Origin of the sequence: Actinoplanes oryzae, assembly GCF_030757795.1 — a bacterium.
Lineage (GTDB): Bacteria > Actinomycetota > Actinomycetes > Mycobacteriales > Micromonosporaceae > Actinoplanes.
Map to the genome: position 1 here is coordinate 1 of NZ_JAUQWH010000141.1, position 23794 is coordinate 23794.

Sequence of the window (23794 nt, forward strand, 5' to 3'; positions counted from 1 at the left end):
CGCCGAGCAGGTCCACCACGAAGATGAGCGTCTCCCCGGGCTTGATGACGCCCGGCACGCCCCGCTGGCCGTAGCCCAGCTGCGGCGGGATGGTGATCTTGCGGCGGCCGCCGACCCTCATCCCGGCGACACCCTGGTCCCAGCCGGCGATGACCTGGCCGGCTCCGAGGCCGAAGTCGAAGGCCTCACCCCGGTTGTACGAGGCGTCGAACTCCTTGCCGGAGGAGAACGCCACGCCCACGTAGTGGACGCTGACCTGGTGTCCGGGCTTCGCCTCGTCGCCGTCGCCGGTGACGAGGTCCTCCACGACGAGCTCGGCGGGCGGCTCACCGGTGATGGGGCCGACGTCGGGCTTCTCCATGTGTACTCCTCTGTCCGAGTTCTTCCACCCCATGCAACCACAGCGCCCGCTGGTAACCACCGGCACGACGCACCGTAGTGAACGATCCGGGTGCTGCGCCCGTACCCCTTCCCATGAAGTTCGTAGGCCTGGCCACCGCCGCCGGCATCCTGGCGGCAGTAACGCTGGCACCCGCCGCCCCGGCCCTGGCGCACGGCGCTCCCACCCAGCCGATCAGCCGCACGGCCGCCTGCGCCGCCGGCGGCGAGGAGCCCGATGCCAAGGCCTGCAAGGCGGCCCGCAAGGCGAACGGCGGCTCGCTGGGCAACTTCGACAACCTGCGCATCGCGAACGTCGGCGGCAAGGACAAGTCGGTCGTGCCGGACGGCCATCTGTGCAGCGGCGGGCTGGACGATTACCGGGGACTGGACCTGGCGCGGACGGACTGGCCGGCGACCGAGGTGAAGCCGGGCGCGACGCTGACCGTGCGCTACGCGGGCACGATCCCGCACAAGGGTACGTTCCGGCTCTATCTCACCAGGGCCGGCTACGACCCGTCGGAGCCGCTGAGCTGGGACGATCTGACGAGCGAACCGGTGACCGAGGTGACCGACCCGCCGTTGCGCGACGGGTCCTACCGGATGAGCGTCGAGCTGCCGGAGAACCGCTCGGGGCGGCACGTGCTCTACGTGGTGTGGGAGACGTCGAGCACACCGGACACGTACTACTCGTGCTCCGACCTGATCTTCCCCGCCGCCGCGACGAAGGCTGCCGCCCCGGCGACGAATGCTGCCACGACGAAGGCCGCGCCGAAAGCCGCGCCGAAGAAGGCTGCGGTCACGAAGTCGCCGGTGGCCTCCCAGGAACCCGCCCCGGCGGTGGCCAGGACGACCGAGCCGCCCGCCCTCGCCCCGGTCGCCGCGCAGAGCACGAGTCAGGCGGCACTCGGCCACTGGATCATCGGCGGCGCGCTCGCGGTGATCGTCGTCGCGCTCATCGTGGGTCTCGTCACGCGCTCAGCCCGCTCGCATTGAGCCGAGGAAGCGGCCGGCCAGGTCGAGCATCTGCGCCCGGCTGGTCACGGTGAGGGTCAGGTCGACGAACACCTCGTCGGCCGCGGCCCGCTTGGCGTACCCGGCGATCTGCTCCAGGGTCCCGCGCGCCGGGACCTGGGCGTCGTCGACCGGCTCGGCCGTGAGGCGCGGGTTGAGGCGCTGGACCGTGCGGACGGCGCCGGGCTCCCGGCCGTACTCCTCGGCCTGGGCCTGGATCTTCTGCCGCATGCTCGTCAAGAGCGGCAGCGGCAGGCCCACCGCCAGCCATCCGTCGGCCCGGCGGGCCACGCGACCCAGCGCCTGGGGCGTCAGGCCCGCGAGCAGGATCGGCGGGCGCGGGGCCTGCACCGGCCGGGGCTCGATCCGGCTCGCCGGGACGTGATAGCGCGGCCCCGAGTGGGCGACCACCCCGCCGCCCCAGATCTGCTCCAGCAGGTCGAGGATCTCGTCCAGCCGGCCGCCCCGGTCCTGCCACGGGACGTTCACGGCCTCGTACTCGTCGCGTGACCACCCCAGGCCCAGCCCCACGTCCAGCCGGCCGGCGCTGAGGACGTCGAGGGTGGTGAGGGTGCGGGCGAGCAGCACCGGGGGGTACCAGGCGGCGTTCAGGGTGCTGGTCCCGAGGCGGATCCGCCGGGTCGCCGCCGCCGCGAAGGTCAGGGCCGTCAGGGGGTCGAGGTAGACGTTCATCTCCTCGGGCATCACGCCGTTGCCACCCGGGTAGCGATCGCGGGGCGACAGCGGCGAGAGCAGCCGGTCGCCGGTCCACAGGCTGTCGTACCCCATCGCCTCGGCCGCCCTGCTGACCTCGGTGATGTCCTCCGGGCCGGTGAGCGCCCCGTAGTGCGGCAGGTTCAGGCCGATGCGCATGGACGGTCATCTTAGGGCCCGGCGCCCGCGGCCCCAGGGTGGACCCGGGGACGACCAGGGTGCCTTCCCGGATCCCCCCGGGCCCCCGCGGGCCTAGCGTCGTCGGGGTGCCGGTGGTTCGTCCGCCGGCGCGAGTTGAGCAGTTCGATCACCGCTTTCTGAGTAGTACTCACGCGTGTGGAAGGCGGCGCACAACGCGGCGGAGGAGGAACGGCGCGATGACGATCACCGAAGACGACCTGCGGCAGACGGTGCTGGACGCCCAGTCCGGCGATGCGCAGGCCTACGAGACATTGGTACGGGCCTTCGACACGCAGGTGCGGCGCACGGTCCGCACCTTCCGGCTGTCCGAGGCGGACACCGAGGACGCCGTCCAGAACACCTGGCTGCGCCTCGTCGAGCACCTTCCCGAGATCCGCGAACCGGCCCGCACCGGCGCCTGGCTCGTCACCGTGGCCCGCCGCGAATGCCTGCGCCTGCTGCGTACCGGCCGCCGTGAGGTCATCGGCCTGCCCGCCGAGACCGATCCCGCCGACGACCGCGGCCCCCACCCGGAGCGGGTCGCCGTCGACCACGCCATGAACGACCTGCTGTGGGAGCACGTCAACCGCCTCCCGCAGCCGGCCCGCGTCCTGCTGACCACGCTCACCAGCGGCAACGCGCCGGGCTACGCCGAGTACGCCCGGGCGGCGCGGATGCCGGTCGGCAGCATCGGCCCGACCCGGATGCGCTCGCTGCGCAAGCTGCGGAGCGAGCTGGAGGGCAGCGGATTGGGCTCCTGTGCCTGGCACTGAGGAGGGGGAGAGCCGCCCGGACCGGACCACGGGGCCGGTCCGGGCGGCACCGGGACAGGCGGAGCCGGCTCGCGCCGGCATCGGAATCCGGCGAAGCCGGCTCATGCCGGCGGCGGGATCAGGCGGGGCGGAGCTGGCTCGTGTCGGCGAGGCCCGCGACGATGGCGCGGGCGACCGGGGAGGGGTCGGTGCCGTCGAGGGTGAAGCCCTCGGGGGCGGTGATCGCGGGCTGGGCCATCATGCGGGGTTCGGTGCCCCGGTGCGGCCAGGTGGCGGTGTGGACGATGAAGGGGTGGCACAGGTAGACGTCGCCCGCCGTACCGGTGGCTTCGGCCGTGGTGCGGACGAAGGTGGAGGGGCGCAGCAGGCCCGGGACGTCGCCGCCGGGCATGCCCTTCTCGCCGCGGGTGGCGAGGGCCGCGGCCGCGTAGAGGTGGGAGCCGGGGATCAGCTTGGTCGGCGCGTCGCCGGGGCCGACGTCGGAGAAGAGGAAGAGGGCGAGCAGGCCGCGGTGGCGGGAGCGGACGTCGCACCAGTACTCGGTGCCGCCCCACCAGGAGCCCTCGATGTGCCAGCCGGCGTCGCCCGGGAACTGCTCGGAGGGGAAGCGGACGGGGATCGTGCCGCCCACATGGGGGTTCGCCTGCCAGCGGCCCGCGCCGATCAGCTCGTCGTAGGCGGCGGCGAGGGCGGGGGAGGCGGCGGCCGCCCGGAACGGTTCGGTGCGCGGGGTGTCTATCCGGACCACCGGGCGGTCCCAGGTGGTGCGGTCGTCCGGGCGTACGCCCTGGGTGGCGAGCGTCTCCCAGACGCTCGCGCGGCACGCGGCAGCGGCGTCGGGGTCGAAGGCGCCGCGGATCACGGTCCAGCCGTCGCGGGCGAAGGCATCGACGTCCATGGGGTCAGTATCGGCCGGAAGTCATAGGCGATGCACAGAATTTCGGGCCCCGGGGCAGAGGCCGCGCACAGCCACGCCGCGGATGCTGGGGGAAAGGCCAGCAGAGGAGGTCGCGATGTCGGCACGAGGAGTGCTCAGCGTCGTCGGTACGGCCGTGGGCGGGCTGATCGGGTGGAGCGACGAGCCGGCGCCCGCGGCGGACCCGGCGGACGTGCGGGAGCTGTTCCTGCGGTTCGGGGTGCGGGTCGGGCCGGAGGAGGCGGACCTGACGGCCGTGGTGGCGCGGTTCCAGGAGCACGCGGGCCTGGAGCCGGACGGGGTCGCCGGGCCGCGGACCGTCCACGCGCTGGTGCGGTTCGCCGCGGCCTGAGGCAGGTCCGGCGGGGGAGGCCCCGGGAGGCTTAGACTCGCCGCATGATGCTCGGGCGCAGTGCCGAACGCGCATCGATCGACGCCCTGCTGGCGGGGGCCCGGGAGGGGCGCAGCGACGCCCTGGTCCTCACCGGCGAGCCGGGGATCGGCAAGACGACCCTGGTGAAGTACGCGATCGACAACGCCGGGGGCCTGCGGGTGCTGACCGCACGCGGCTGGGAGGCGGAGGCGGAGATCCCCTTCGCCGGGCTGGCCGACCTGCTGCGCCCGGTGCTGTCCGGACTCGACGATCTGCCGGGGCCGCAGGCGGCGGCGCTGCGCAGTGCCCTGGCGCTGGGGCCGCCCGTGGCCGGGGACAGGTTCTCCGTGTGCGCGGCGACCATGGGCCTGCTGGCGGCGGCGGCCGAGCGGCAGCCGCTGCTCGTGGTGGTCGACGATCTGCAGTGGCTGGACGCGTCCTCACGCGAGGCGGTGCTCTTCACCGGGCGGCGGCTGCAGGCGGAGGGCATCGCGCTGCTGGTCGCCACGCGCGACGCGGCCGACGCGGCGGAGCTGCGCTCGCCGTCGCTGACGCTGGGCGGGCTGAGCGTCCCCGAGGTGGAGACCCTGGCCCGGGTCACCCTGGACGTCACGCCGGAGGGGGCGGCCGCGCGGCTGCACGCGGCGACCGCCGGGAACCCGCTCGCGGTCATCGAGCTGTGTCACGAGTGGACGGACCCGGCGACCGATCCGGCGATGCCCACCGGCTCGCGGATCGAGCGGGCGCTGGCCGGGCGGCTGGACCCGCTGCCCGGACGCACGCGAACGGCCCTGGTCCTCGCGGCCGCCGCCGCCGACGCGGGCGTGGGCACGCTGCTGGCCGCGGCCCGGGCGAGCGGGCTCGGGCTGGCCGACTACGCGCCGGCCGAGCAGGCGGGGCTGGTCACGATCGACGCGCGCCGGGTGGACTTCCGCCACCCGCTGCTGCGCTCGGTGGTCTACCACGGCGCCAGCACCGACGAACGGTGCCGGGCCCACGCCGTCCTCGCCGCCGCGCTCGCCGAGGAACCGGGCGACGCCGCCGCGGACGCCCGCGCGTGGCACCTGGCCGCGGCGACCCTCGAACCGGACGAGGAGGTCGCGGCGGAGCTCGAGCTGGCGGCCAAGCGCGCCGACCAGCGGGCCGGCTATGTGGCGGCGGCCCGGGCCTTCACCCACGCCGCCCGGCTCAGCCGCGGCCCCGACCGGCCCCGGCGGCTGCTGCGCGCGGCCCGGTGCTGGCAGCTCGCGGGCCGTAACGAGCAGGTGCTGCCGCTGCTGGACGAGGCGCTGCCGCTCACCGAGGACCCCGGCCGCCGGGCACTGGTCCAGCACATGTGCGGGCACGTACGGATGTGGCGCGGCCGCCCCGACGAGGTCCTGACCGCCTTCACCGCCGCCGCCGAGGAGGTCGAGGAGGTGGACCCGGCCCGGGCGGCGCTCATGTACTCCGACACGGCCACCCCGTCCTTCATGGTCGGCCGGCTCGACGAGCTGCAGGCGGCGGTCGCCCGCGGGTACGAGCTCGGCGTCCGGGTGGGCGGGCGCGCGCGACTGGTGGCGACGGTCGCGTACGCCGGTGGGCGGGCGTTGCAGGGCGAGCGGGCGGAGGCCGTACGGCTGCTCGGCGGGGTGCACGACGAGCTCCTGCGGACCGACCCGCTGCAGCGCGCGCAGGAGATGTGCCACGCGGCGCTGACCTGGATCTGGCTGGAGGGGTACGACCGGGCGGCCGCCCTGCTCGACCGGGTGGCCGGCGCGGCCCGGGCCACGGGCGCGCTCGGCGTCCTCCCGCAGGCCCTCGGCATCCAGTCCGAGCTGCACTATCGCCAGGGCCGCTGGCACGACGCCCGCGCCGCCGCGGCGGAGACCCTGCGCCTGGCGGAGGAGACCCGCTCGGCCCACCTCTACGCCCGCTTCTTCGCGGGCCGCCTCGACGCGGTGCAGGGCCGGGCCGCGGACTGCCTGCGGCACGCCGACCGTACGGACGAAGTGGCGCACCGGCTCGGCATCGGCTGCATGCCCGTCTACACCGGTCACCAGCGCGCGCTGCTCGCCATGAGCACCGGGGACACGGCCGAGGTGATCCGCCGCCTCGAAGAGGTGCGTGCGTTGCCCGTGGTCCGCCACATCCACGACCCCGGGATCGTGCCGTGGGTGTTCGACCTGGCGGAGGCCTACGTGCGGGCCGGCCGGCCGGGGGACGCCCTGGAGATTCTGGACGAGACCGCCGGCCGGGGAGTGTGGTTCGCCGCCGCGTCGGGCCGCTGCCACGCGCTGCTCGCGGAGCCCGGGGACATGGCCGGGCTGTTCGCGACGGCGCTGGCGACCCCGTTGCCGTTCGAGAAGGCCAGGACCCATCTGGCGTACGGGGAACGCCTGCGCCGCACCAAGCAACGCGCCCAGGCCCGTGAGCACCTGCGCGCCGCGCTGGAGATCTTCGAACGCCTGGGCGCCCGCCCGTGGGCCGACCGCACCCGCACCGAACTCCGCGCGACCGGCACCACCGTCGCCGCGACGGAGCCGGCCCTGCCCGGCCTCACGCCCCAGGAGCTCCAGGTCGCCCTGGTGGTGGCCCGCGGCGCCACGAACCACGAGGCCGCGGCGACGCTGTTCCTGAGCCAGAAGACGATCGAGTACCACCTGAGCAACATCTATCGCAAGGCCAACATCAAGTCCCGCACGGAACTGGCGGCCCTCACCGCGGCGTAGGGCAGGCCCTGAGCTCCCGGATCGTCCCCGGGAGGGAGAGCGCGCCGGGCTGTCGAATCTAGGACGTAATCGGGGCGGCCGAGCGCCGGCGTGGGATCTTTCGAGGTCTCACCAGCGTCCCTCCGGAGCTTTCCGATGACAGTCGCCGACCGCGCCACGCCGTCGCTTGTGGACGACCTGTCGCTCGCCGAGTACCAGAGCCTGCGCAGCGAGATCCTCAAGCTCGTCGAGATGCAGGGACAGCTGATCGCGCTGACCGTGGTCGCGTTCGGGACCGTGCTGTCGGTCGGCTTCCAGGCCAGGAACCCGGCGATCGTCCTGGTGCACCCGGTGGTGGCGCTGATCCTCGGGGTGTCCTGGATGAATCACGCGCACAGCGTGTGCCGGTGCGCCGCCTACATCCGGAAGAAGGAGGCGGCGCTCGGGGATCCGGCGCGGCTCGACTGGGAGCATCACGTGCAACGGACGCCCTTTCCGATGCACTATGTCGGCTTCTGGGGCGTACGGGCGATCTTCGCGGTCACCGCGCTCATCGCGGTCGGCGCCAGCGTCGGGGTGCGGCCGCCGCAGGGCCCGGTGATCGCCCTGTTCGTCCTGGCGTGCCTGGTCACCGCCGTGCTGTTCTGGCTCTCCTTCAGCTGGAAGGAGAGTCCCAGCGGCCGGGCCGCCCGAAGAACGCGGGGGCCCGCCGGGCGACTGCGTCCGCCGCGTAGAGGAACATCCCGGCCGACCAGCTCTGCCGCTGATGACCCATCGGCTGCCCCGACAGACCGTGGAACCACTCGTTGAACTCCCACTCGCCGTCGCGGCCGGCCCGGTTCATCCGGGCCAGCTTGACGAGCGCGGCCTCCGCCTCGTCCGTACGCCCGGCGGTCACCAGGGCCGCGACATGGAACCCGCCGAGGAAGGGCCACGCGCCGCCGTTGTGATATTGATGCGGGTAGTTCAGGTTGTAGAGCCGGTAGTACTCGCGCCAGTCCTTGTCCGCCTCGGTGATCGGCGGCCAGCACGCCTTGACGGGCCAGGGGTCGTCGAGCCCGACGCCGTGCGCGTAGTCGATGATGCGCCCGGACTGGGCCGCGTCGGCCACGCCGAAGAGGATCGCCAGCAGGTTGCCGAGCGTGTCGAAGCGGTCGCCGAAGTCGCGGAAGGCCATGTAGGGCAGGTAGTACGGCCGATGGCCGAGCACCGTGTCCACCAGCCGGGTCGGGTACTCCCACTCCAGGCGGTTCTCCCGGATCCAGCGCTCGTCCCGCCGCACCTCCGGGCCCACCCAGAGCAGTTGGTTGATCCGGAACCGGATGCCTTCCGCCCGCTCGTCGAACTGCTCGCCGTCCTCCCCGCGGCCGCGGGCGAGCGTGGCCATCGCCCGGTTGGCGGCGTACCAGAGGACGTTCGGCAGCAGGGAGTTGTAGCGGTTCGCGAACAGGTCGGCCCAGTCCATCGACTCGTGCACCTCGAGGAGGCCGCACTCGTTGACGTCCTGGTACTCCAGCCAGCGGTGGGCGGCCGCGAGCCGTGAGCTCGTGTCGTCGTCGGCGCCGCCCAGCACGTGGTGAGCCACGATGTACCACAACGAGGCGTCCACGGCGCCCGCGAACATGGTGTCCGCGACCGGCTCGGCGCCCGCCGCCGACGCGTACACGTGATTGGGGATCCGCCCGAGGCGCGACTGCAGCGCGCCCGCCGACGCCATGGATCGGCGCAGCAGCCGCAGCCCGCGATCGTCGCCGGCCGCCGCCAGCCCGAGCCCGGTGATCACCGTGTCCCGGACCCACACCTCCGGGTACGCGGCCCCGCCCGCCCGCATCCCGGCCACGCCGACGTTGTCGTGCACCAGCCGCAGCGCCTCGTCCCGGGCCTTGTCCACCATCGCCTGGTCCTCGGCGCTCAGCATGTCAGGCAGCGTATCGCCCGCCGCCCCGCCGGGCACGCAACCGCCGGACGGTCGCGGCCGGGCGGGGCGGCCGGTACGTTGTGAACCCGTGTCGGAAGCCTTGCGCCCCTCGGATCCTCGTCGGATCGGCCCGTACCGGATGGTGTCGCGGCTCGGCCAGGGCGGCATGGGGTCCGTCTTCCTGGCCGAGGCGCCCGGCGGGCGGCGGGTGGCGGTCAAGGTCATCCGGCCCGAGTACGCGCACGACGAGCAGTACCGGGCCCGCTTCCGCAGCGAGGTGACCCGGGCCCGGCAGGTGCCGCCGTTCTGCACCGCCGAGGTGCTGGACGCCGACCCGGAGCACGCGACGCCGTACCTGGTCGTCGAGTATGTGGACGGGCCGAGCCTGAGCCAGGTCGTCGGGCGGGACGGGCCACTGGCCGGGGGCAGTCTGCACGGGGTCGCGGTCGGGGTGGCCGCCGCGCTCGCCGCGATCCACGGCGCCGGCGTGATCCACCGGGATCTCAAGCCGGGCAACGTGCTGTTCGCCCTGGGCACGCCGAAGGTCATCGACTTCGGCATCGCCCGGCCGCTGGAGACGACGAGTTTCCACACGCGGGCCGAGGAGGTGGTCGGCACCCTGGCGTACATGGCGCCGGAGCGGCTCGATCCGGAGACCGACCGGCTGCTGACGCCCGCGGTGGACGTGTTCGCGTGGGGTGCGGTCGTCGTCTACGCGGGAACCGGGCGCACCCCCTTCGGCGGCGACAGCCCGGCCGTCACGGCGGCGCGGATCCTCACCCAGCCGCCGCGGGTGGGTGACCTGCCGCCGTACCTGACGGAGCTGGTCGTCGCGGCGCTGGAGAAGGATCCGGCGAACCGGCCGGCGGCGCCCGAGCTGCTCGACCGGCTGCTGGTCCCCGGGGCGCCGAGCGCGCCGCCGCTGCCGCTGGAGCTGCGGCGCGAGGCGGAGGCCGCGCAGCGTACCGGGCGACCCGGCACCCGGAGGCGGCGCGTGCTGGCTGTCACGGCCGCGGCGGTGGCCACGGCCGCCGTCGTCGGCGCGGGCGTGGGCCTGCTCGGCCGGGAGAAGGCCGGGCCGGCCGCGCCTGCCGGGACGGCCGCGCCGGCGGCGAGTGCTCCCCTCGTCACGGGGCCGACGATCTTCGACTCGCTGCGGCGCGACGCCGACTTCCAGGAATGGGACGACGAGAACGGGACGTGTACCTACCGCGACGGTTACCGCGTGCGGACCCGGTCCGCGGTGCAGTGCGGCCCGACGCCGGAGGACGTGTTCCCGGCGGCCCAGAACGTGGGCGTCACGGTGCGGCTGAGCACCGAGGAGTCCTGCGCCGCGATCTGGTTCCGCGCGCACGGCGAGGCCGGCGTCCAGCCCGACGCGTACCGGGTCGCCGTGTGCCCCGGCGAGGTGACCCTCATCAGCGTCACCGGCGCGAAGGGGGAGGTGCCGATCGCCACGGCGAAGCGGGCGCTCGGCACGGGCGCGGAGCACCGAATGCTGCTGGTCGCGGACGATCGGGAGGCGGTCGTGTCCGTCGACGGCACCGCCGTGCTGCGTGGGCTGCTCACGGAGACGGGCCTGATCAGCGGGCGGGTCGTCCTGGGGGCGGTGGCGAAGGGCGGCGGCCGCGCCGACGTGACCTTCACGGACGCGCAGCTGCGGTCGGGCACGGATCCCGGGACACCGGCCCTTCCCGGGTACGCGACCGGCGACGCCCGCTTCACGGCCGGCGTCTGGATGCTGACCAACCCGGCGGGCACGGCCCTCGTCGAGGCGGCCGAGTATCCGACCGGCGAGGAGTACTGCCGCCGGTTCGGGGTGGAGGCCTCGTCGCCCCGGTGCGCTGCCGACTTCGTACCCGTGCTCAGCGGGGTGCGGGTGAACCTGCCGGTCGAGGGGGAGCCGGAGCTGTTCAACGTCCGGGTCGACGGCCGCAGGTGCCCAGCGCCGGATCCGGTGACCCGGGCGGGCAGGTGCGCCGTGAGTTCCGACGTGTTCAGCATCTTCTCGGACGAGACGTCGCCGTGGCCCGCGCTGGTGACCGTCCGCGGCGGCAAGGTGGTCGCCGTCGCCAAGCTCGACGTCCCGTCCTGAGGGCCCGGCGCGCCGTCAGAACTCGTCGACGCGCCGGTCCTGGTCGGGGCAGACGGTGCCCACGGCGAGGCGGACGAGGCGGCGGGCGGTCCTGTCGTCGACGGCCGCCGGGTCGAGGCCGCGGACCCCGGTGAGAACGGTCGCGCTGTCGCGCCCGGCGGTCAGGTCCGCGCAGGCCTGCTCGGCGACCGCGGCGAGCTCCTCGTCGCGGCGGTCGACGGCGAGCGCCGGGAACTCGCGCTGGACGGCCGCGACGAACGCCGGCGTGCCTCCCGCGGCGGCCCGGGCCTGCCGGGCATGCCGGCCGGGCTGGGCGGCCGCGTCGCCGGCGCTCTCCAGAGCCGGCGCCGCGTCCTCGGCCGGGGCGTGGGCGGAGAGGGGCGAGGGAGCCGGTTCCGCGCAGCCCGCGAGGGTCGTGATCAGGGCCGCCGCAACGAGCCACCTCTTCGTCATGCCCCGATCAACGGAGCACCCCGCGTACAGGTAACCCACAGAGTGCTCACCGGAGCCTGACAAGGGGCCGGGCAACAGTGAACTCATCACCGCTGAACGAAGGCAGGCGCGTCATGACGGATCTGTTGACCCGGCCCCACACCGACCACGACCAGCACGGCTACGACGTGCCGCCGACCGTGCCGCCCCTTCCGCCGCACGTGCTCAGCCACCGGGGTGACAATCCGCGCCGGTGGCCGCGCCGGCTGGCGGGCGGTGTCGCGCTGCTCGCCCTGATCGGCGGCGGCGGCGCGACCGGCGCGGTGGTGGCCGAGCACTACGCGGGCACCCCGGCCGTGGCGGCGAGCGCCCCGGCCACGCAGACGGCGACCGCCACGAGCGCGTCGACCGAAGACGCGGATCTGGCCGCGGTGGTCGCGAAGGTCCAGCCGAGCGTCGTCACGGTCATGATCGACGGGCGTACGGCCTCCTCGCTCGGCTCCGGCGTCGTGCTCACCGCCGACGGGCTCGTGCTGACGAACAACCACGTGGTGGAGTCCGGCGGCACGGCCAGCATCCGGCTCGCCGACGGGCGCACCGTCCCGGCCGAGGTCGTCGCCACCGACACCACCCACGACCTGGCGCTGGTGCAGGCGAGCGGCGTCACCGGGCTCACCCCGGCGACGTTCGGCACCGACGACTCGGTGGCCGCCGGGGACACCGTGCTGGCGTTCGGCTCGCCGCTCGGCCTGGAGGGGACGGTGACCTCGGGCATCGTGTCGGCCTTCGACCGCGAGGTGAACACCGGCACCGAGAAGCTGACCGGCCTCCTGCAGACCGACGCGCCCATCAACGAGGGCAACTCGGGTGGCGCCCTGGTCGACGTGGACGGCAAGGTCATCGGCATCAACGTCGCCATCGCCACCGCCGACGACCAGAGCACCGGCAGCGTGGGCCTCGGCTTCGCGATCCCCGCCGACACGGTCACCGAGGTCGTCGCCCAGCTCGAGAAGCAGGCCGGCCTCAACTGACGGACGCGAGCCCCGCAACCGGGCGGCCACACGGGGAAGCCCCGGCCCGAGGGACCGGGGCTTCCGTGCGAGGGGACCTCAGCCGGCCAGGTGGCCGTACTCCGTCTCCAGGTCGCGCCACGGGCCCTGGGCGACCGCGCGGCCGCCGATCAGCACGACCACCTTGTCGGCCTTGTCGAGCGCGGCCCGTTTGGAGGTCGAGCCGACCACCGTGACCCCGTGCGCGCGGAGGGCCTCCCACAGCGACAGCTCGGTCGTCACGTCGAGGGCCGAGGAGATGTCGTCCGCGACGAGCAGCTCGGTGCGCGGGGCGAGGGCTCGGGCCAGGGCGAGGCGCTGGAGCTGGCCGCCGGAGAGGCGGGTGCCCTTGTGCCCGATGACCAGCTGCAGGCCGCCGCCGGCGACGGCGAGGTCGTGCTCCAGCTGGGCGGTGGTGACGGCGTCGGCCGTGTCCACCTCGTGGCCCAGCTCGATGTTGTCCGCGATCGTGCCGGACAGCACGCGGGGCAGCTGGGCGACGTAGCCGACCTGGTTGGGCCGCAGGAAGGTGTGCGGCTCGTCGACGGGACGGTCGTTCCAGCGCAGCGCCCCGGTGTGGTGCACGATGCCGGCCAGCGCCCGCAGCAGCGACGACTTGCCCGACCCGACGGGACCCACCACCAGGACCAGCTCGCCCCGATCGACGGTCAGGTCGACGTCCTGGGCGCCGACCGTGCCGTTCTCGTGGACCGCGCTGAAGCCCTCGAGCCGCAGCCGGCGCAGCGGCTCGCGCGGGGCGACCGGGGGAGCGTCGGCCGTGCCGGCGTCGATGTCCACGCCGGGCACCGCCGACGAGTACGCGCTGACGCCCGTCATGGACACCGTCCGGCGCGTCCACACCCGGGCCGACGGGAGGTTCGACACCAGCGACGCGGTGGTCCACGCGAACCAGCGGGCCGACCCGAGCACCGCCACCGCGATCAGCGTCGCCGCCGCCGACAGGTTCCCGGCCAGGTAGAGCGCCCACACCGCGATGGGCAGCAGGCCGCTCAGGATCGCCGGCGTGGAGCGGGCCCACACCTGGATGGCGATCTCGCGGCGCTGCAGCTCGCTGCGCGTCGTGTCGAGGCCGGCGAGGTGGTCCAGCACCGGGTCGGTGGCGCCGGACAGCTTCACCGTGCGCGCCGCGGACAGCGACGACACGAGCGCGGTGGCGAAGGCGGCGCGGGCGGCGACCGTACGCCGGGCCGCCCGCTCCAGCCGCGGGCCGAACAGCGTCGCGGCCAGGCCGGAGACCACCATCGTCCCGACGAAGAACAGGGCCGGGACGATCGACTGGGCGGCGGCGGTCATCACGATGATGGTGACGACCGCGACGCCGTTGTCGATGAGGTTGTCGGCGAGCATGACCACGCGCTCGGTGTCGCCGCCCTGGGCGACGACCTCGGCCGGCGTGTGCTTGCTGATCCGGCGCGGGCCGATCTGCCCGTGCGTCAGGCGCAGGCTGATCCGCAGCATCTGCCGCACCCACCACTCCGGGAACCAGGCGCCGGTGTAGTAGAGCGCCGGGGTCGCGACCAGCAGCGCGGCGGCGATCCCGACGGCCGGCCACAGCGGGCTGCCGATGCCGTCGACGACGTGCGCCCAGAAGAGCGGCAGCACGGCGCCGTCGAGGCCGAGCACCACGAGCACGATGAACAGGGCGACCGCGCCGAGGCCGTACCGGGCGTCGTTGGTGGTCAGCCGGAAGATCTCGCGCATGGTGCGGGCCGCGGGCTCCGGGGGCAGCGGCGGCGGGTCGGCCTTCGGCAGGGAGTTGCCCAGCTCCGTCCGCGCCGGCTCGCCGGGCTCACGCTCCGGCACCTCGCCGGTGGCGTCACCCGGGACCGCCCGGTCGAGAACGGCCACGCCGCCGCCGGTGCGGGCCGGGGCGGCCGCGTGCGAGGTGGCCAGCAGCTCGGCGAAGCGCCGCGACTCCGCCATCGGGCCGGCCTCCAGGACCGTGCCGTCGGCGAGGACGATCACCTCGTCGCAGCGCTGCACCGACGACAGCCGGTGCGCCACGATGACGCCGATGCGCCCGGCGAGCAGCCGGTCGGTGGCGCGCTGCACCCACGCCTCGGTCACCGGATCCATCCGGGCGGTCGCCTCGTCGAGGATGACCACCTTCGGGTCGCGGACCAGGATCCGGGCGAACGCCACGAGCTGCTCCTGGCCGGCCGACAGCACGTAGCCGCCGTCGCCCAGCCGGGTGTGCACCCCGTCGGGCAGGGTGTCGACCCACGCGGTGAGGCCCAGCTCGGCCAGCGCGTCGGCGGCGTGCGGCAGCAGCTCCGCGTCGAAGAGGGCGATGTTCTCCGCCAGGGTGCCCGCGATGATCTCGGTGCGCTGCGGGACGATCGCCGTCCACCGGCGCAGCCCCTCGATGTCGAGCTCGGTGACGTCGGTGCCGCCCAGGAACACCGTGCCGGCCGGCACGTCGACCGCCCGGGTGAGCACCTTGGCGAGGGTCGACTTGCCCGATCCGGTCCGGCCCACCAGCGCGTACGAGCGGCCGCGCGCGAACGACAGGGTGATGTCGCGCAGCGCCGCCGGGCGGTCCGAGCCGGCCTCGCCGTACCGGAAGGTCAGGTCCCGCACGGCGAGGTCGCCGTCGGCCGGGGCCAGGCCGCCGGTGGGCTCCTGCGGCACGTCGCGCAGCAGCTGCACGCGGCCCCAGGCGCCGAGCGCGTTCTGCAGCTCGGGGACCATCCGGGTCACGTGCTCGAGGGTGCCGCCGAAGCCGAGGGCGAGAAGCCACACCGCGGTCAGCCGGGCGCCGTCGATGTGTCCCGCCAGGAGGGCCCACGCGCCCGCGACGACCAACCCCGCGATGAGGGTACGGGTCAGAGCGCCGGCGCCCATCGTGATGCGCGACGAGTTGCGCCACACGCGGCGGCCGCGGCGCAGCACCTCCCGGGCGCGCTGGGCGTAGAGGCGGTGCACGTACGGCGCGGCGAGGCTGGTGCGCACGTCGTCCTGCCCGTGGATGCCCTCCTCCATCACCGCGGCGAGGTCCGACCAGGCCTCCTCCTCGGCGATGCGGATCGGGCCGATGCGCTGGATGGGCTTGTTCATCAGCAGCACGAGCAGCACCGACACGATGATCATGGCGATCGCGGCGGGCCACCACGCGAAGAAGGCCGTGACGATCGACAGCGCCGCCACGGCGAGGGACTGCGCCAGCCGCACGCCGCTGCCGCGCAGCTCGGAGCCGACCTGGTAGACGTCGCTGTCGATGCGGTCGAGCAGCTCGCCGACCGGGGTGTTCTCCAGGGTGGGCACGTCCTGGCCGAAGGCGACCCGGCACAGGCCGCGGCGGGCCGAGGCGGCCCAGTCGGCGGTGAGGCGCGCCGCCATGAGGCCCACCGACACGTCGCCGAGCACCGACGCGACGAGCGCGACGGCGAGGAGGCCGAAGAGCGTCCCGGACCGGTCGACCAGGACGGGCCCGGCGAGGCCCAGCGCGGCGGCCGATCCGGCGGCGCCGAGCAGGATGAGGAGGGCGATCAGGGCGGTGCGACGGGGCGAAGTCGCCCATAAGTCGCGTAGCAGGCGCATACGTCGTCCTCGGTCGATGGAAAGGCGGTGTCCTCATCCTGCGGCCGACCGCCCGCGCAGCTCAACGCAATTACGTGGCCGGGATGAGTCACGTGTGTCACGCGCGCGACCTGCCGCTCCGGACGCCGCCCGGAATGCCCGTTACGGCGGTGTGACGGCTGACACAAACGGCTTTCTCATCATGTGGACACCAGGTTTCGGCGGCACGGCATTTCATGATCACGCATTGATTGCGGTGAGTAGCCAAGTTGCTGCGAAGCGAAGGCGTCCCGCATGGAGGGAAAGGGGTCGCCAGCGTGGCTGCACGATGCATCCCCGGCCGGCGCGCCGCGCTGATCATGCGGACGTCACGCCCGGCGCGAGCCGCTCACCTGGCTGTTTGGAAAGGCTTCAAAGGCTGACAGAAGGTTGTGAAGAACCTGTCAGGAAGGTGCGAACGGGACATCCGGCGGCCGCCGCGGGAGGACCGAACTTGTGACGCGCCAGAAACATAACGGAAACCTGAGCCCGCCCCGGGCGTTATGAATTCGATGCATCAGGCAGTTTTCTCAAGACCATCTACGCGCCTACCGTGCATCCCGGATCGCAACCGCGAATCTCGCTCAGGTGGAGGTGAACGACCGCGTGGAACCGCTGATCGACGAGGAGGCACGGCTTGCCGGGCAGGGGTCGGGGACGACTCTCGCGACGGCCGCCGCCGACGTGGCCGTCCCGTCCCGGGACCGCCGGCAGGGCAAGTCGCCGACCGCGATCGCCCTCGGGCGGCTCCGCCACGACAAGGTCGCGATCATCTGCGGCAGCATCTTCCTGTTCTTCGTCCTCGTGGCGATCTTCGCCCCGCTGCTCGCGAAGCTCGAGGGCCAGGACCCGGCGACGCTGCACCAGGACCTGATCGACGACTACGGCTTCCCGACCATCGGACCGACCCCCGAGCACTGGTTCGGCGTCGAGCCCCGCCTCGGCCGGGACCTGTTCGCCCGCTGGGTCTACGGCGCCCGCCCGTCGCTGATCGTCGCGGGCTCGGTCACGGTGATCACGTCGATCATCGGCGTCGTCATCGGGCTGATCGCGGGCTTCGCCGGCGGCTGGCTCGACCGGATCCTGAGCTGGGTGATCGACTTCGTCCTCAGCCTGCCGTACCTGCTCTTCGCGATCGCCGTGCCGAGCGTGCTGCTCGCCGTCTTCGTGGGCACGGCGGAGGAGTCCTCGTCCGACGACGTCGCCCGGGTGCGCTTCCTCTCGCTGATCCTGGTGCTGTCGCTCTTCGGCTGGGCAGGCCTGGCCCGCCTGATCCGTGGCGAGGTGCTGTCGCTGCGGGAGCGCGAGTTCATCGCCGCCGCCAAGGTGCTCGGCGTGCCGACCCGCCAGGTGCTCTTCCGGGAGTTGCTGCCCAATCTCGTGGCGCCGATCGTGATCTCCGTGTCGATGGCGCTGCCCGGCTACATCGTGGTCGAGGCGGGTCTGACCTTCCTCGGCGTGGGCCTGACCGAGCCCACCCCGTCGTGGGGGGTGACGATCGCGGCCGCGCAGAACTTCTACCGGGCCGACCCGCTCTACCTGTGGCTGCCGGTCGCCGGCATCACGATCCTGGTGCTCGCCCTGAGCCTGCTCGGCGACGCCGTCCGCGACGCGTTCGACCCGCGGACCCGCCGCTGACCTGACACTTCACCACCAGCCTGCTTCACCCGGCCGCGCCGGGACGACACGTCCCGGTGCCGGTCCACCCTGCCCCCGGCACAACCGGCGATGAGAAAGAGGACACATGGCAAGGCGCCTTTCAGCGGCCGCGGCGGTCACGGCCGTCGTCGCGCTCGGACTCGCGGGCTGCGGCAGCCCGTCGTCCAACAACTCGCAGAAGAGCGACGGCGACTCGGGCAAGATCGAGACGCAGACCACGTCGATCGACCCGAACGCCAAGGGCCCCGCGCCGGCGGTCGAGGGCGCCCGCAACGGCGGTGTGCTCACCGTCTACGCGCAAGTCACGCCGAACACCTTCGACCCGACCGACACCTACTACACCGACTCGCTCGCGATCGGCCGGCTGCTCTACCGCACGCCGACCCAGAACGCCATCCGCGACGGCAAGTCGGTGCTCGTGCCGGACCTCACCGACGTCGGCACCGTCTCCTCGGACAAGCTCACCTGGACCTTCAAGCTCCAGCCCGGCATCAAGTACGAGGACGGGTCCGAGATCAAGGTCGACGACCTGGCGTACGCGATCAAGCGCTCGTTCGCCCCGGACTACGCCAACGGCCCGAAGTACCAGCTGACCTACTTCAAGGACGGCGACAAGTACAAGGGCCCGTACACCGGGGGCGACAGCTTCGCGGGCGTCGAGACCCAGGGCACCGACACGCTGATCATCCACCTGAGCAAGCCGTTCAGCGACCTGCCCTACTACATGACCTTCCCGGTCTTCTCGCCGATCCCGAAGGCCAAGGACACCAAGGCCGACTACAAGAACAAGCCGATCGCCTCCGGCCCGTACAAGATCGACAGCTACACGCCGGGCGTCGAGCTCAAGGTCAGCAAGAACACCAACTGGGACACCAACACCGACCCGGTGCGCCACCAGTACCTCGACGGCTACGACTTCAAGTGGGGTGCCGACGCCGTCAAGACCCAGCAGCAGGTCCTGAACAGCAACGGCCCGGACGCGAACTCGGTCTCCTACGACCAGCTCGACTCCTCGTTCGTCCCGCAGGTGACCGGCGACAAGAAGGCCCAGCTCGTCACGGGCGAGTCGCCCTGCACCTACTCGTGGCAGATGGACACCACCAAGATCCCGCTCGAGGTGCGCAAGGCGATCGCCAAGGCGTGGCCGTACGACCAGCTCTACAAGGCCGCCGGCCTCAGCGACCTGGTCGCCGAGCGGGCCAGCACCGTCATGCCGCCGGGCGTCCCCGGCTACGAGAAGTACGCCCCGGTGACCGACCTGTCCGGCAGCGGCACCGGTGACCCGGCGGGCGCGAAGGCCATGCTCGAGGCGGCCGGCAAGACGGGCTTCGAGGTCAGCTGGTACTTCGACAGCAGCAAGCCGATCTCGCAGCAGGTGGCCCAGGTCAAGAAGGCCGCGCTCGAGGCGGCCGGCTTCAAGGCCAAGCCGATCGGCGTCACCACCGCCGAGCTGCGCACCAAGATCTCCGACTACAAGGCTCCGGTCAACATGTCGCAGGGTCCGCAGGGCTGGTGCTCCGACTGGCCGTCCGGCGGCTCGTGGTTCCCGGTGCTCTTCCAGTCGCACTCGGTCGCCGACCAGACCAGCTGGGGCATGATGCAGGACCCGGCCGTCGACAAGCAGATCGACGACGTCGCCGCCCTCCCGGCGGAGGAGGCGACCAGCAAGTGGGCCGCCATCGACAAGGCCATGATGGAGAAGTACGTGGCGATCCCGTACTACTACACCAAGGAAGCCGTCGTCGCGGGCACCAACGTCGGCGGGGCCACGATCGACCCGGCCGCCGGCACGTACGCCTACAACAACTTCTTCCTGAAGAGCTGATCCGGCGCACGCCTCACCGAGCCGGTGGCCCGGCCCCCGTCCGGGCCGGGCCACCGCGCTCGCCGTTCCCCGTTCCACGCAGGAGCCGAGGAGTTCCCCGTGCTGCTCTACATCCTCAAGCGCCTGGCCAGCGCGATCAGCGTCATCCTCGTGACGATCATCGCCAGCTTCGCGTTGTTCTTCCTTGCCCCGTCCGACCCGGCCGGCGTCATCTGCGGCACCCGCTGCACGGCCGACCGGCTCGCGGACATCCGGGGCAGCCTGGGCCTCGACGAGCCCCCGGTCGAGCAGGTCGGGCTCTATCTCAAGGGCATCGTCGCCGGCCGGGACTACACCACCGGCGGCGTCGAGCAGCATTGCGCCGCGCCGTGCCTCGGCTACTCGTACACCCTGGGTCAGCCTGTCACGAAGCTCCTGGCGCAGGCGGTGCCGGTGACGGTCTCCATCGTGATCGGTGGCGCCGTCGTCTACCTGCTCTGCGGCGTGCTGCTCGGCACGATGGCCGCCCGGCGGCGCGGCAGCACCGGCGACAAGATCCTGGTCGGCTCGTCGATCACGGTCAACGCCATCCCGTTCTTCATCCTCGCGCTGGTGATCGCCCTGTACGCGACCTTCCTGCCGCACTCGGAGTACCACCCGTTCCTGAGCAATCCCTTCCTGTGGGCCAGCGGGCTGCTCGCGGCCTGGCTGACGGTCGGCATCACGAACGCCGCCGCCTACACGCGCTACTCGCGGGCGTCGATGATCGAGTCGCTGGGCCAGGACTTCGTGCGCACCGCCCGGTCCAAGGGCATCAGCGAGCGGCGGGTCGTCTACCGGCACGGCCTGCGCGCGGCCCTCACGCCGCTCGCCACGATCTTCGGCCTCGACCTGGCCGGCCAGCTCACCGGGGCGATCTTCACCGAGTCGATCTTCGGCCTGCCCGGCCTGGGCGTGCTCTCGCTGCGCGCCTTCAACCAGTACGACCTCCCGGTGCTCATGGGCTGCGTCCTGCTCGGCGCCGTCGTGCTGGTCGTGATGAACCTCGTCGTGGACATCGTCTACACGGTGCTCGACCCCCGGGTGCGGCTCGGATGATTGTGAAGGTGGCACGATGACTGAGCAGACCATTCCCACGCCGCAGCCTGTCGCCACGCCGGCCGGGGACCCGTACCTGGAGGTCAGCGACCTGCGGGTGACCTTCCCGACGCCGGACGGCGCGGTGACCGCCGTGCGCGGGCTCAACTACTCGCTGCCGCTGGGCCGCACGCTCGCGATCGTGGGCGAGTCGGGCTCCGGCAAGAGCGTGTCCAGCATGGCGGTCATGGGTCTGCACGACCCCAGGAGCACCCGGATCAGCGGCTCGATCAAGGTCGGCGGCCGGGAGATCGTCGGCATGTCGCCCGCGGAGCTGCGCAAGCACCGCGGCACCGGCGCGGCGATGATCTTCCAGGACCCGCAGTCGTCGCTGCACCCGTACTTCACGATCGGCAACCAGATCGTCGAGTCCTACCGGGCGCACCACGCCGTCTCCAAGCGGGCCGCCCGCGAGCGCGCCGCCGAGATGCTCAACCGGGTCGGCATCCCGAACCCGAAGCGCCGGCTCGACAGCTACCCGCACGAGTTCTCCGGCGGCATGCGCCAGCGCGCGATGATCGCCATGGCCCTGGTCAACGATCCCAAGCTGCTGATCGCCGACGAGCCCACCACGGCCCTCGACGTCACCGTGCAGGCGCAGATCCTCGACCTCATCCAGGACCTGCAGCGCGACTTCGGCTCCGCGGTCGTCTTCATCACGCACGACCTCGGCGTCGTGGCCCAGATCGCCGACGACGTGCTCGTCATGTACGCCGGCAACGCGGTCGAGCACGGCACGGTCCAGCAGGTGCTCGGCGCGCCCCTGCACCCGTACGCGTGGGGGCTGCTCGAGAGCCTGCCCGCCGTCTCGGGCGAGCCGGCCCCGCTGCACCCCATCCCGGGCAGCCCGCCGAGCCTGCTCGCGGTGCCGAGCGGCTGCCCCTTCCACCCGCGCTGCGAGTTCCGCGACCGGGTGCCCGGCGACATGTGCACCACCGTCGCCCCCGACCTGGTGGCCCGGACGGCCGACCCCTCGCACACCTCGCGCTGCCACCTGCAAGCGCCGGACCAGGTGTTCGTGTCCGAGATCCTGCCCCGGCTGCCCTGAGGAAGACATCGTGAGCACTGAACCTCTGCTGCGGCTCGACAACGTCGCCATGCACTTCCGGACCAAGGGCGACGGCTTCCTGGCCCGCGCGAACCAGACCGTGCAGGCCGTCGACGGCGTGAACCTGACCCTGGCGCCGGGGGAGACCCTGGGCCTGGTCGGCGAGTCCGGCTGCGGCAAGTCGACCACCGCCCGGCTGATCACCCGGCTGCTCGAACCCACGGCCGGCCGGATCCTCTACCAGGGCGACGACATCGCGCACCTGAACGAGCGGCGGCTCCGGCCGTACCGCAAGGAGATCCAGCTGATCTTCCAGGACCCGTACTCGTCGCTGAACCCGCGGCACACCGTCGGCGCGATCGTCGGCACCGCGCTGCGCACCCACAACCTGGTAGAGAAGGGCGGCGAGCTGCGCCGGGTCCAGGAGCTCCTGGAGCTGGTCGGGCTCAACCCCGAGCACTACAACCGCTATCCGCACGAGTTCTCCGGCGGGCAGCGCCAGCGCATCGGCATCGCCCGCGCCCTGGCCGCCCGCCCGAAGATCATCGTCGCGGACGAGCCGGTCAGCGCGCTGGACGTGTCCATCCAGGCCCAGGTGATGAACCTGCTCGAGCAGCTGCGCCGCGAGCTCGGCATCGCGTTCGTCTTCATCGCCCACGACCTGGGCGTGGTGCGCCACTTCTGCGACCGCATCGCCGTCATGTACCTCGGCCGCGTCGTCGAGGAGGGGCCGCGTGACGGACTGTACGAGGCGCCGCAGCACCCGTACACGCAGGCGCTGCTGTCGGCCGTACCGGACGTGGGTGTGGTCCGCGGGGTGCCGCCCCGGCAGCGCATCCGGCTCGCCGGCGACCCGCCCAGCCCGATCGACCCGCCGTCGGGCTGCCGCTTCCGCACCCGCTGCTGGAAGGCCCAGGACATCTGCGCCACGCAGGACCCGGCGCTGATCGAGCGGGCCCCGGCGCAGGAGGTCGCCTGCCACTTCGCCGCGCCGCCGGCCGAGTCGCTGGTCGCCGAGGCTGTTTGATCCGGCGGCGGCGGGTCATCCTTGGGGGATGTACCCGCCGTCGCCCTGGCACCTGCGCGGGCAGCTGTACCTGTCGATCTTCCTCGTGCCCCGCGCGGCCGTGCCCGCCCCGATGCGCCCGGTCTCGCTGGCCGGCCGCGTCCCGGTCGGCGCCGCCTGGGTCTCCTACGAACCGGGCGGCGACCTGTCCTACCGGGAGCTGCTGACCGCCGTCCCGGTCCGCACCGGCGTCACCATCACCCACATCTGGGTGGACAGCGTGGCCTCCCGCGACGGCGGCCGGGAGCTGTGGGCCATCCCGAAGCGGCTGGCAAAGCTGCGGATCGAGCCGCCGGCCGCCGCGGCCACCGGCATCGCCACCGCCACGCTCCGGCCCGGGTGGCGGCTGCCCGGCCGCTGGCCGATTCCGATGTCGCTGGCCCAGGACGGCGGCGCTGGTCCGGTGGTGACGCCGGTCCGGGGCACCGCGGCTGTAGCCCTGCTCCGCACGGCTTGGTCGGTAGCGCCGGGCGGCCCGCTCGCGTGGCTGACCGGCCGCACACCGCTGGTCTCGCTCACCCTGGCCGATTTCCGCCTGCGCTTCGGTAGATTGCGGGCTCATGGAGATGCGGTTCAGCGGTGAGGTCTGGTACTGGCGCGGCCCGGCCCCGTTCCACTTCGTCACCGTGCCCCCGCCGGAGGCCGCCGCCCTGAGCGACGTCGCCGGCGAGGTCAGCTACGGCTGGGGCATGATCCCGGTGACCGTCCGGATCGGCGGGACGAGCTTCACGACGTCGCTGTGGCCCAAGAACGGCGGCTACATCGTCCCGCTCAAGGACAAGGTGCGCCGCGCGGAGGAGATCGAGCTCGGCGACCCCGTCACCGTCCACCTGACGGTCAGCGCAAGGTCGTGAGCGCCTGCTCCACCAGGAGAGTGAGCGTGGGAACCTGCGGCTGCAGCGGCTGCAGCCGGTCGAGGCCCGCGGCGGCCTCGCTGCCGAGCGTCACCCACTGCGAGACGTACGCGTT

The 23794-nt window shown here is 73.1% G+C and carries 19 protein-coding genes; 13 read left to right on the plus strand and 6 right to left on the minus strand.

The window, feature by feature from the left end; all coding sequences use genetic code 11:
* Positions 1-361, minus strand: a 361-nt coding sequence (locus tag RBH18_RS33105) for an FKBP-type peptidyl-prolyl cis-trans isomerase (RefSeq protein ID WP_306214411.1), incomplete at its 3' end; no start/stop codon positions are given.
* Between the two features lie 113 nt (positions 362-474).
* Here RBH18_RS33105 and RBH18_RS33110 point away from each other — a divergent pair.
* Positions 475-1374, plus strand: a complete 900-nt coding sequence (locus RBH18_RS33110; RefSeq protein ID WP_306214412.1) for a lytic polysaccharide monooxygenase auxiliary activity family 9 protein — start codon at positions 475-477, stop codon at positions 1372-1374.
* Here the strand turns inward: RBH18_RS33110 and RBH18_RS33115 are convergent.
* Positions 1357-2265: a TIGR03619 family F420-dependent LLM class oxidoreductase gene (locus tag RBH18_RS33115; RefSeq protein WP_306214413.1), complete on the minus strand. Its 909-nt coding sequence runs from the start codon at positions 2263-2265 to the stop codon at positions 1357-1359. The two genes, RBH18_RS33110 and RBH18_RS33115, sit on opposite strands and share 18 nt — an antisense overlap.
* Before the next feature lie 218 nt (positions 2266-2483).
* On the opposite strand from RBH18_RS33115, the gene RBH18_RS33120 reads away from it, so the two are divergent.
* The gene (locus RBH18_RS33120) at positions 2484-3059 is read left to right on the plus strand and encodes an RNA polymerase sigma factor (RefSeq protein WP_306214414.1); all 576 of its coding nucleotides are present in this window, start codon (positions 2484-2486) and stop codon (positions 3057-3059) included.
* Between the two features lie 118 nt (positions 3060-3177).
* Here the strand turns inward: RBH18_RS33120 and RBH18_RS33125 are convergent, their stop codons facing one another.
* Positions 3178-3957, minus strand: a complete 780-nt coding sequence (locus RBH18_RS33125; RefSeq protein ID WP_306214415.1) for a phytanoyl-CoA dioxygenase family protein — start codon at positions 3955-3957, stop codon at positions 3178-3180.
* Between the two features lie 115 nt (positions 3958-4072).
* Here RBH18_RS33125 and RBH18_RS33130 point away from each other — a divergent pair, with 115 nt between their 5' ends.
* Positions 4073-4327 carry a peptidoglycan-binding protein gene (locus RBH18_RS33130; RefSeq protein ID WP_306214416.1) on the plus strand — a complete coding sequence of 85 codons (255 nt, stop codon included), beginning with the start codon at positions 4073-4075 and terminating at the stop codon, positions 4325-4327.
* 44 nt (positions 4328-4371) lie between these two features.
* Positions 4372-7059, plus strand: a complete 2688-nt coding sequence (locus RBH18_RS33135) for a helix-turn-helix transcriptional regulator (protein WP_306214417.1) — start codon at positions 4372-4374, stop codon at positions 7057-7059.
* 634 nt (positions 7060-7693) lie between these two features.
* Here RBH18_RS33135 and RBH18_RS33140 read toward each other — a convergent pair.
* Entirely contained in the window at positions 7694-8956 is a 1263-nt protein-coding gene (locus tag RBH18_RS33140; protein ID WP_306214418.1) for an amylo-alpha-1,6-glucosidase, read from the minus strand.
* Between the two features lie 88 nt (positions 8957-9044).
* On the opposite strand from RBH18_RS33140, the gene RBH18_RS33145 reads away from it, so the two are divergent.
* Positions 9045-11051 (plus strand): serine/threonine-protein kinase, encoded by a 2007-nt coding sequence (locus tag RBH18_RS33145; RefSeq protein ID WP_306214419.1) that lies wholly within the window; start codon positions 9045-9047, stop codon positions 11049-11051.
* 15 nt (positions 11052-11066) lie between these two features.
* Here RBH18_RS33145 and RBH18_RS33150 read toward each other — a convergent pair whose 3' ends face one another.
* Positions 11067-11504: a DUF732 domain-containing protein gene (locus RBH18_RS33150; RefSeq protein WP_306214420.1), complete on the minus strand. Its 438-nt coding sequence runs from the start codon at positions 11502-11504 to the stop codon at positions 11067-11069.
* Positions 11505-11617: 113 nt separating this feature from the next.
* Between RBH18_RS33150 and RBH18_RS33155 the strand changes: the two genes are divergently transcribed.
* A complete protein-coding gene (locus RBH18_RS33155; RefSeq protein ID WP_306214421.1) occupies positions 11618-12514 on the plus strand; it encodes a S1C family serine protease in 897 nt (298 codons plus the stop codon).
* Between the two features lie 78 nt (positions 12515-12592).
* Here RBH18_RS33155 and RBH18_RS33160 read toward each other — a convergent pair whose 3' ends face one another.
* Positions 12593-16093 (minus strand): ATP-binding cassette domain-containing protein, encoded by a 3501-nt coding sequence (locus RBH18_RS33160; RefSeq protein ID WP_306214422.1) that lies wholly within the window; start codon positions 16091-16093, stop codon positions 12593-12595.
* 606 nt (positions 16094-16699) lie between these two features.
* Between RBH18_RS33160 and RBH18_RS33165 the strand changes: the two genes are divergently transcribed.
* From RBH18_RS33165 to RBH18_RS33195, 7 genes are all read left to right on the plus strand, one after another.
* On the plus strand, positions 16700-17749 hold the full coding sequence (locus RBH18_RS33165) for an ABC transporter permease (protein WP_306214423.1): 1050 nt from the start codon (positions 16700-16702) through the stop codon (positions 17747-17749).
* 106 nt (positions 17750-17855) lie between these two features.
* Positions 17856-19595, plus strand: coding sequence for an ABC transporter substrate-binding protein (locus tag RBH18_RS33170; protein ID WP_306214424.1), 1740 nt, complete (start codon positions 17856-17858; stop codon positions 19593-19595).
* A gap of 99 nt (positions 19596-19694) precedes the next feature.
* A complete protein-coding gene (locus RBH18_RS33175) occupies positions 19695-20672 on the plus strand; it encodes an ABC transporter permease (RefSeq protein WP_306214425.1) in 978 nt (325 codons plus the stop codon).
* Between the two features lie 16 nt (positions 20673-20688).
* Complete coding sequence (locus tag RBH18_RS33180) at positions 20689-21759, plus strand: ABC transporter ATP-binding protein (RefSeq protein WP_306214426.1); 1071 nt, start codon at positions 20689-20691, stop codon at positions 21757-21759.
* Positions 21760-21808: 49 nt separating this feature from the next.
* Positions 21809-22786, plus strand: coding sequence for an ABC transporter ATP-binding protein (locus RBH18_RS33185; protein ID WP_306214429.1), 978 nt, complete (start codon positions 21809-21811; stop codon positions 22784-22786).
* A 28-nt stretch (positions 22787-22814) separates the two neighbouring features.
* A complete protein-coding gene (locus RBH18_RS33190; RefSeq protein ID WP_306214427.1) occupies positions 22815-23408 on the plus strand; it encodes an acetoacetate decarboxylase family protein in 594 nt (197 codons plus the stop codon).
* Positions 23386-23679 (plus strand): DUF1905 domain-containing protein, encoded by a 294-nt coding sequence (locus RBH18_RS33195; RefSeq protein WP_306214428.1) that lies wholly within the window; start codon positions 23386-23388, stop codon positions 23677-23679. Before RBH18_RS33190 ends, RBH18_RS33195 begins: the two co-directional genes overlap by 23 nt.
* Positions 23680-23794: the final 115 nt, after the last annotated feature.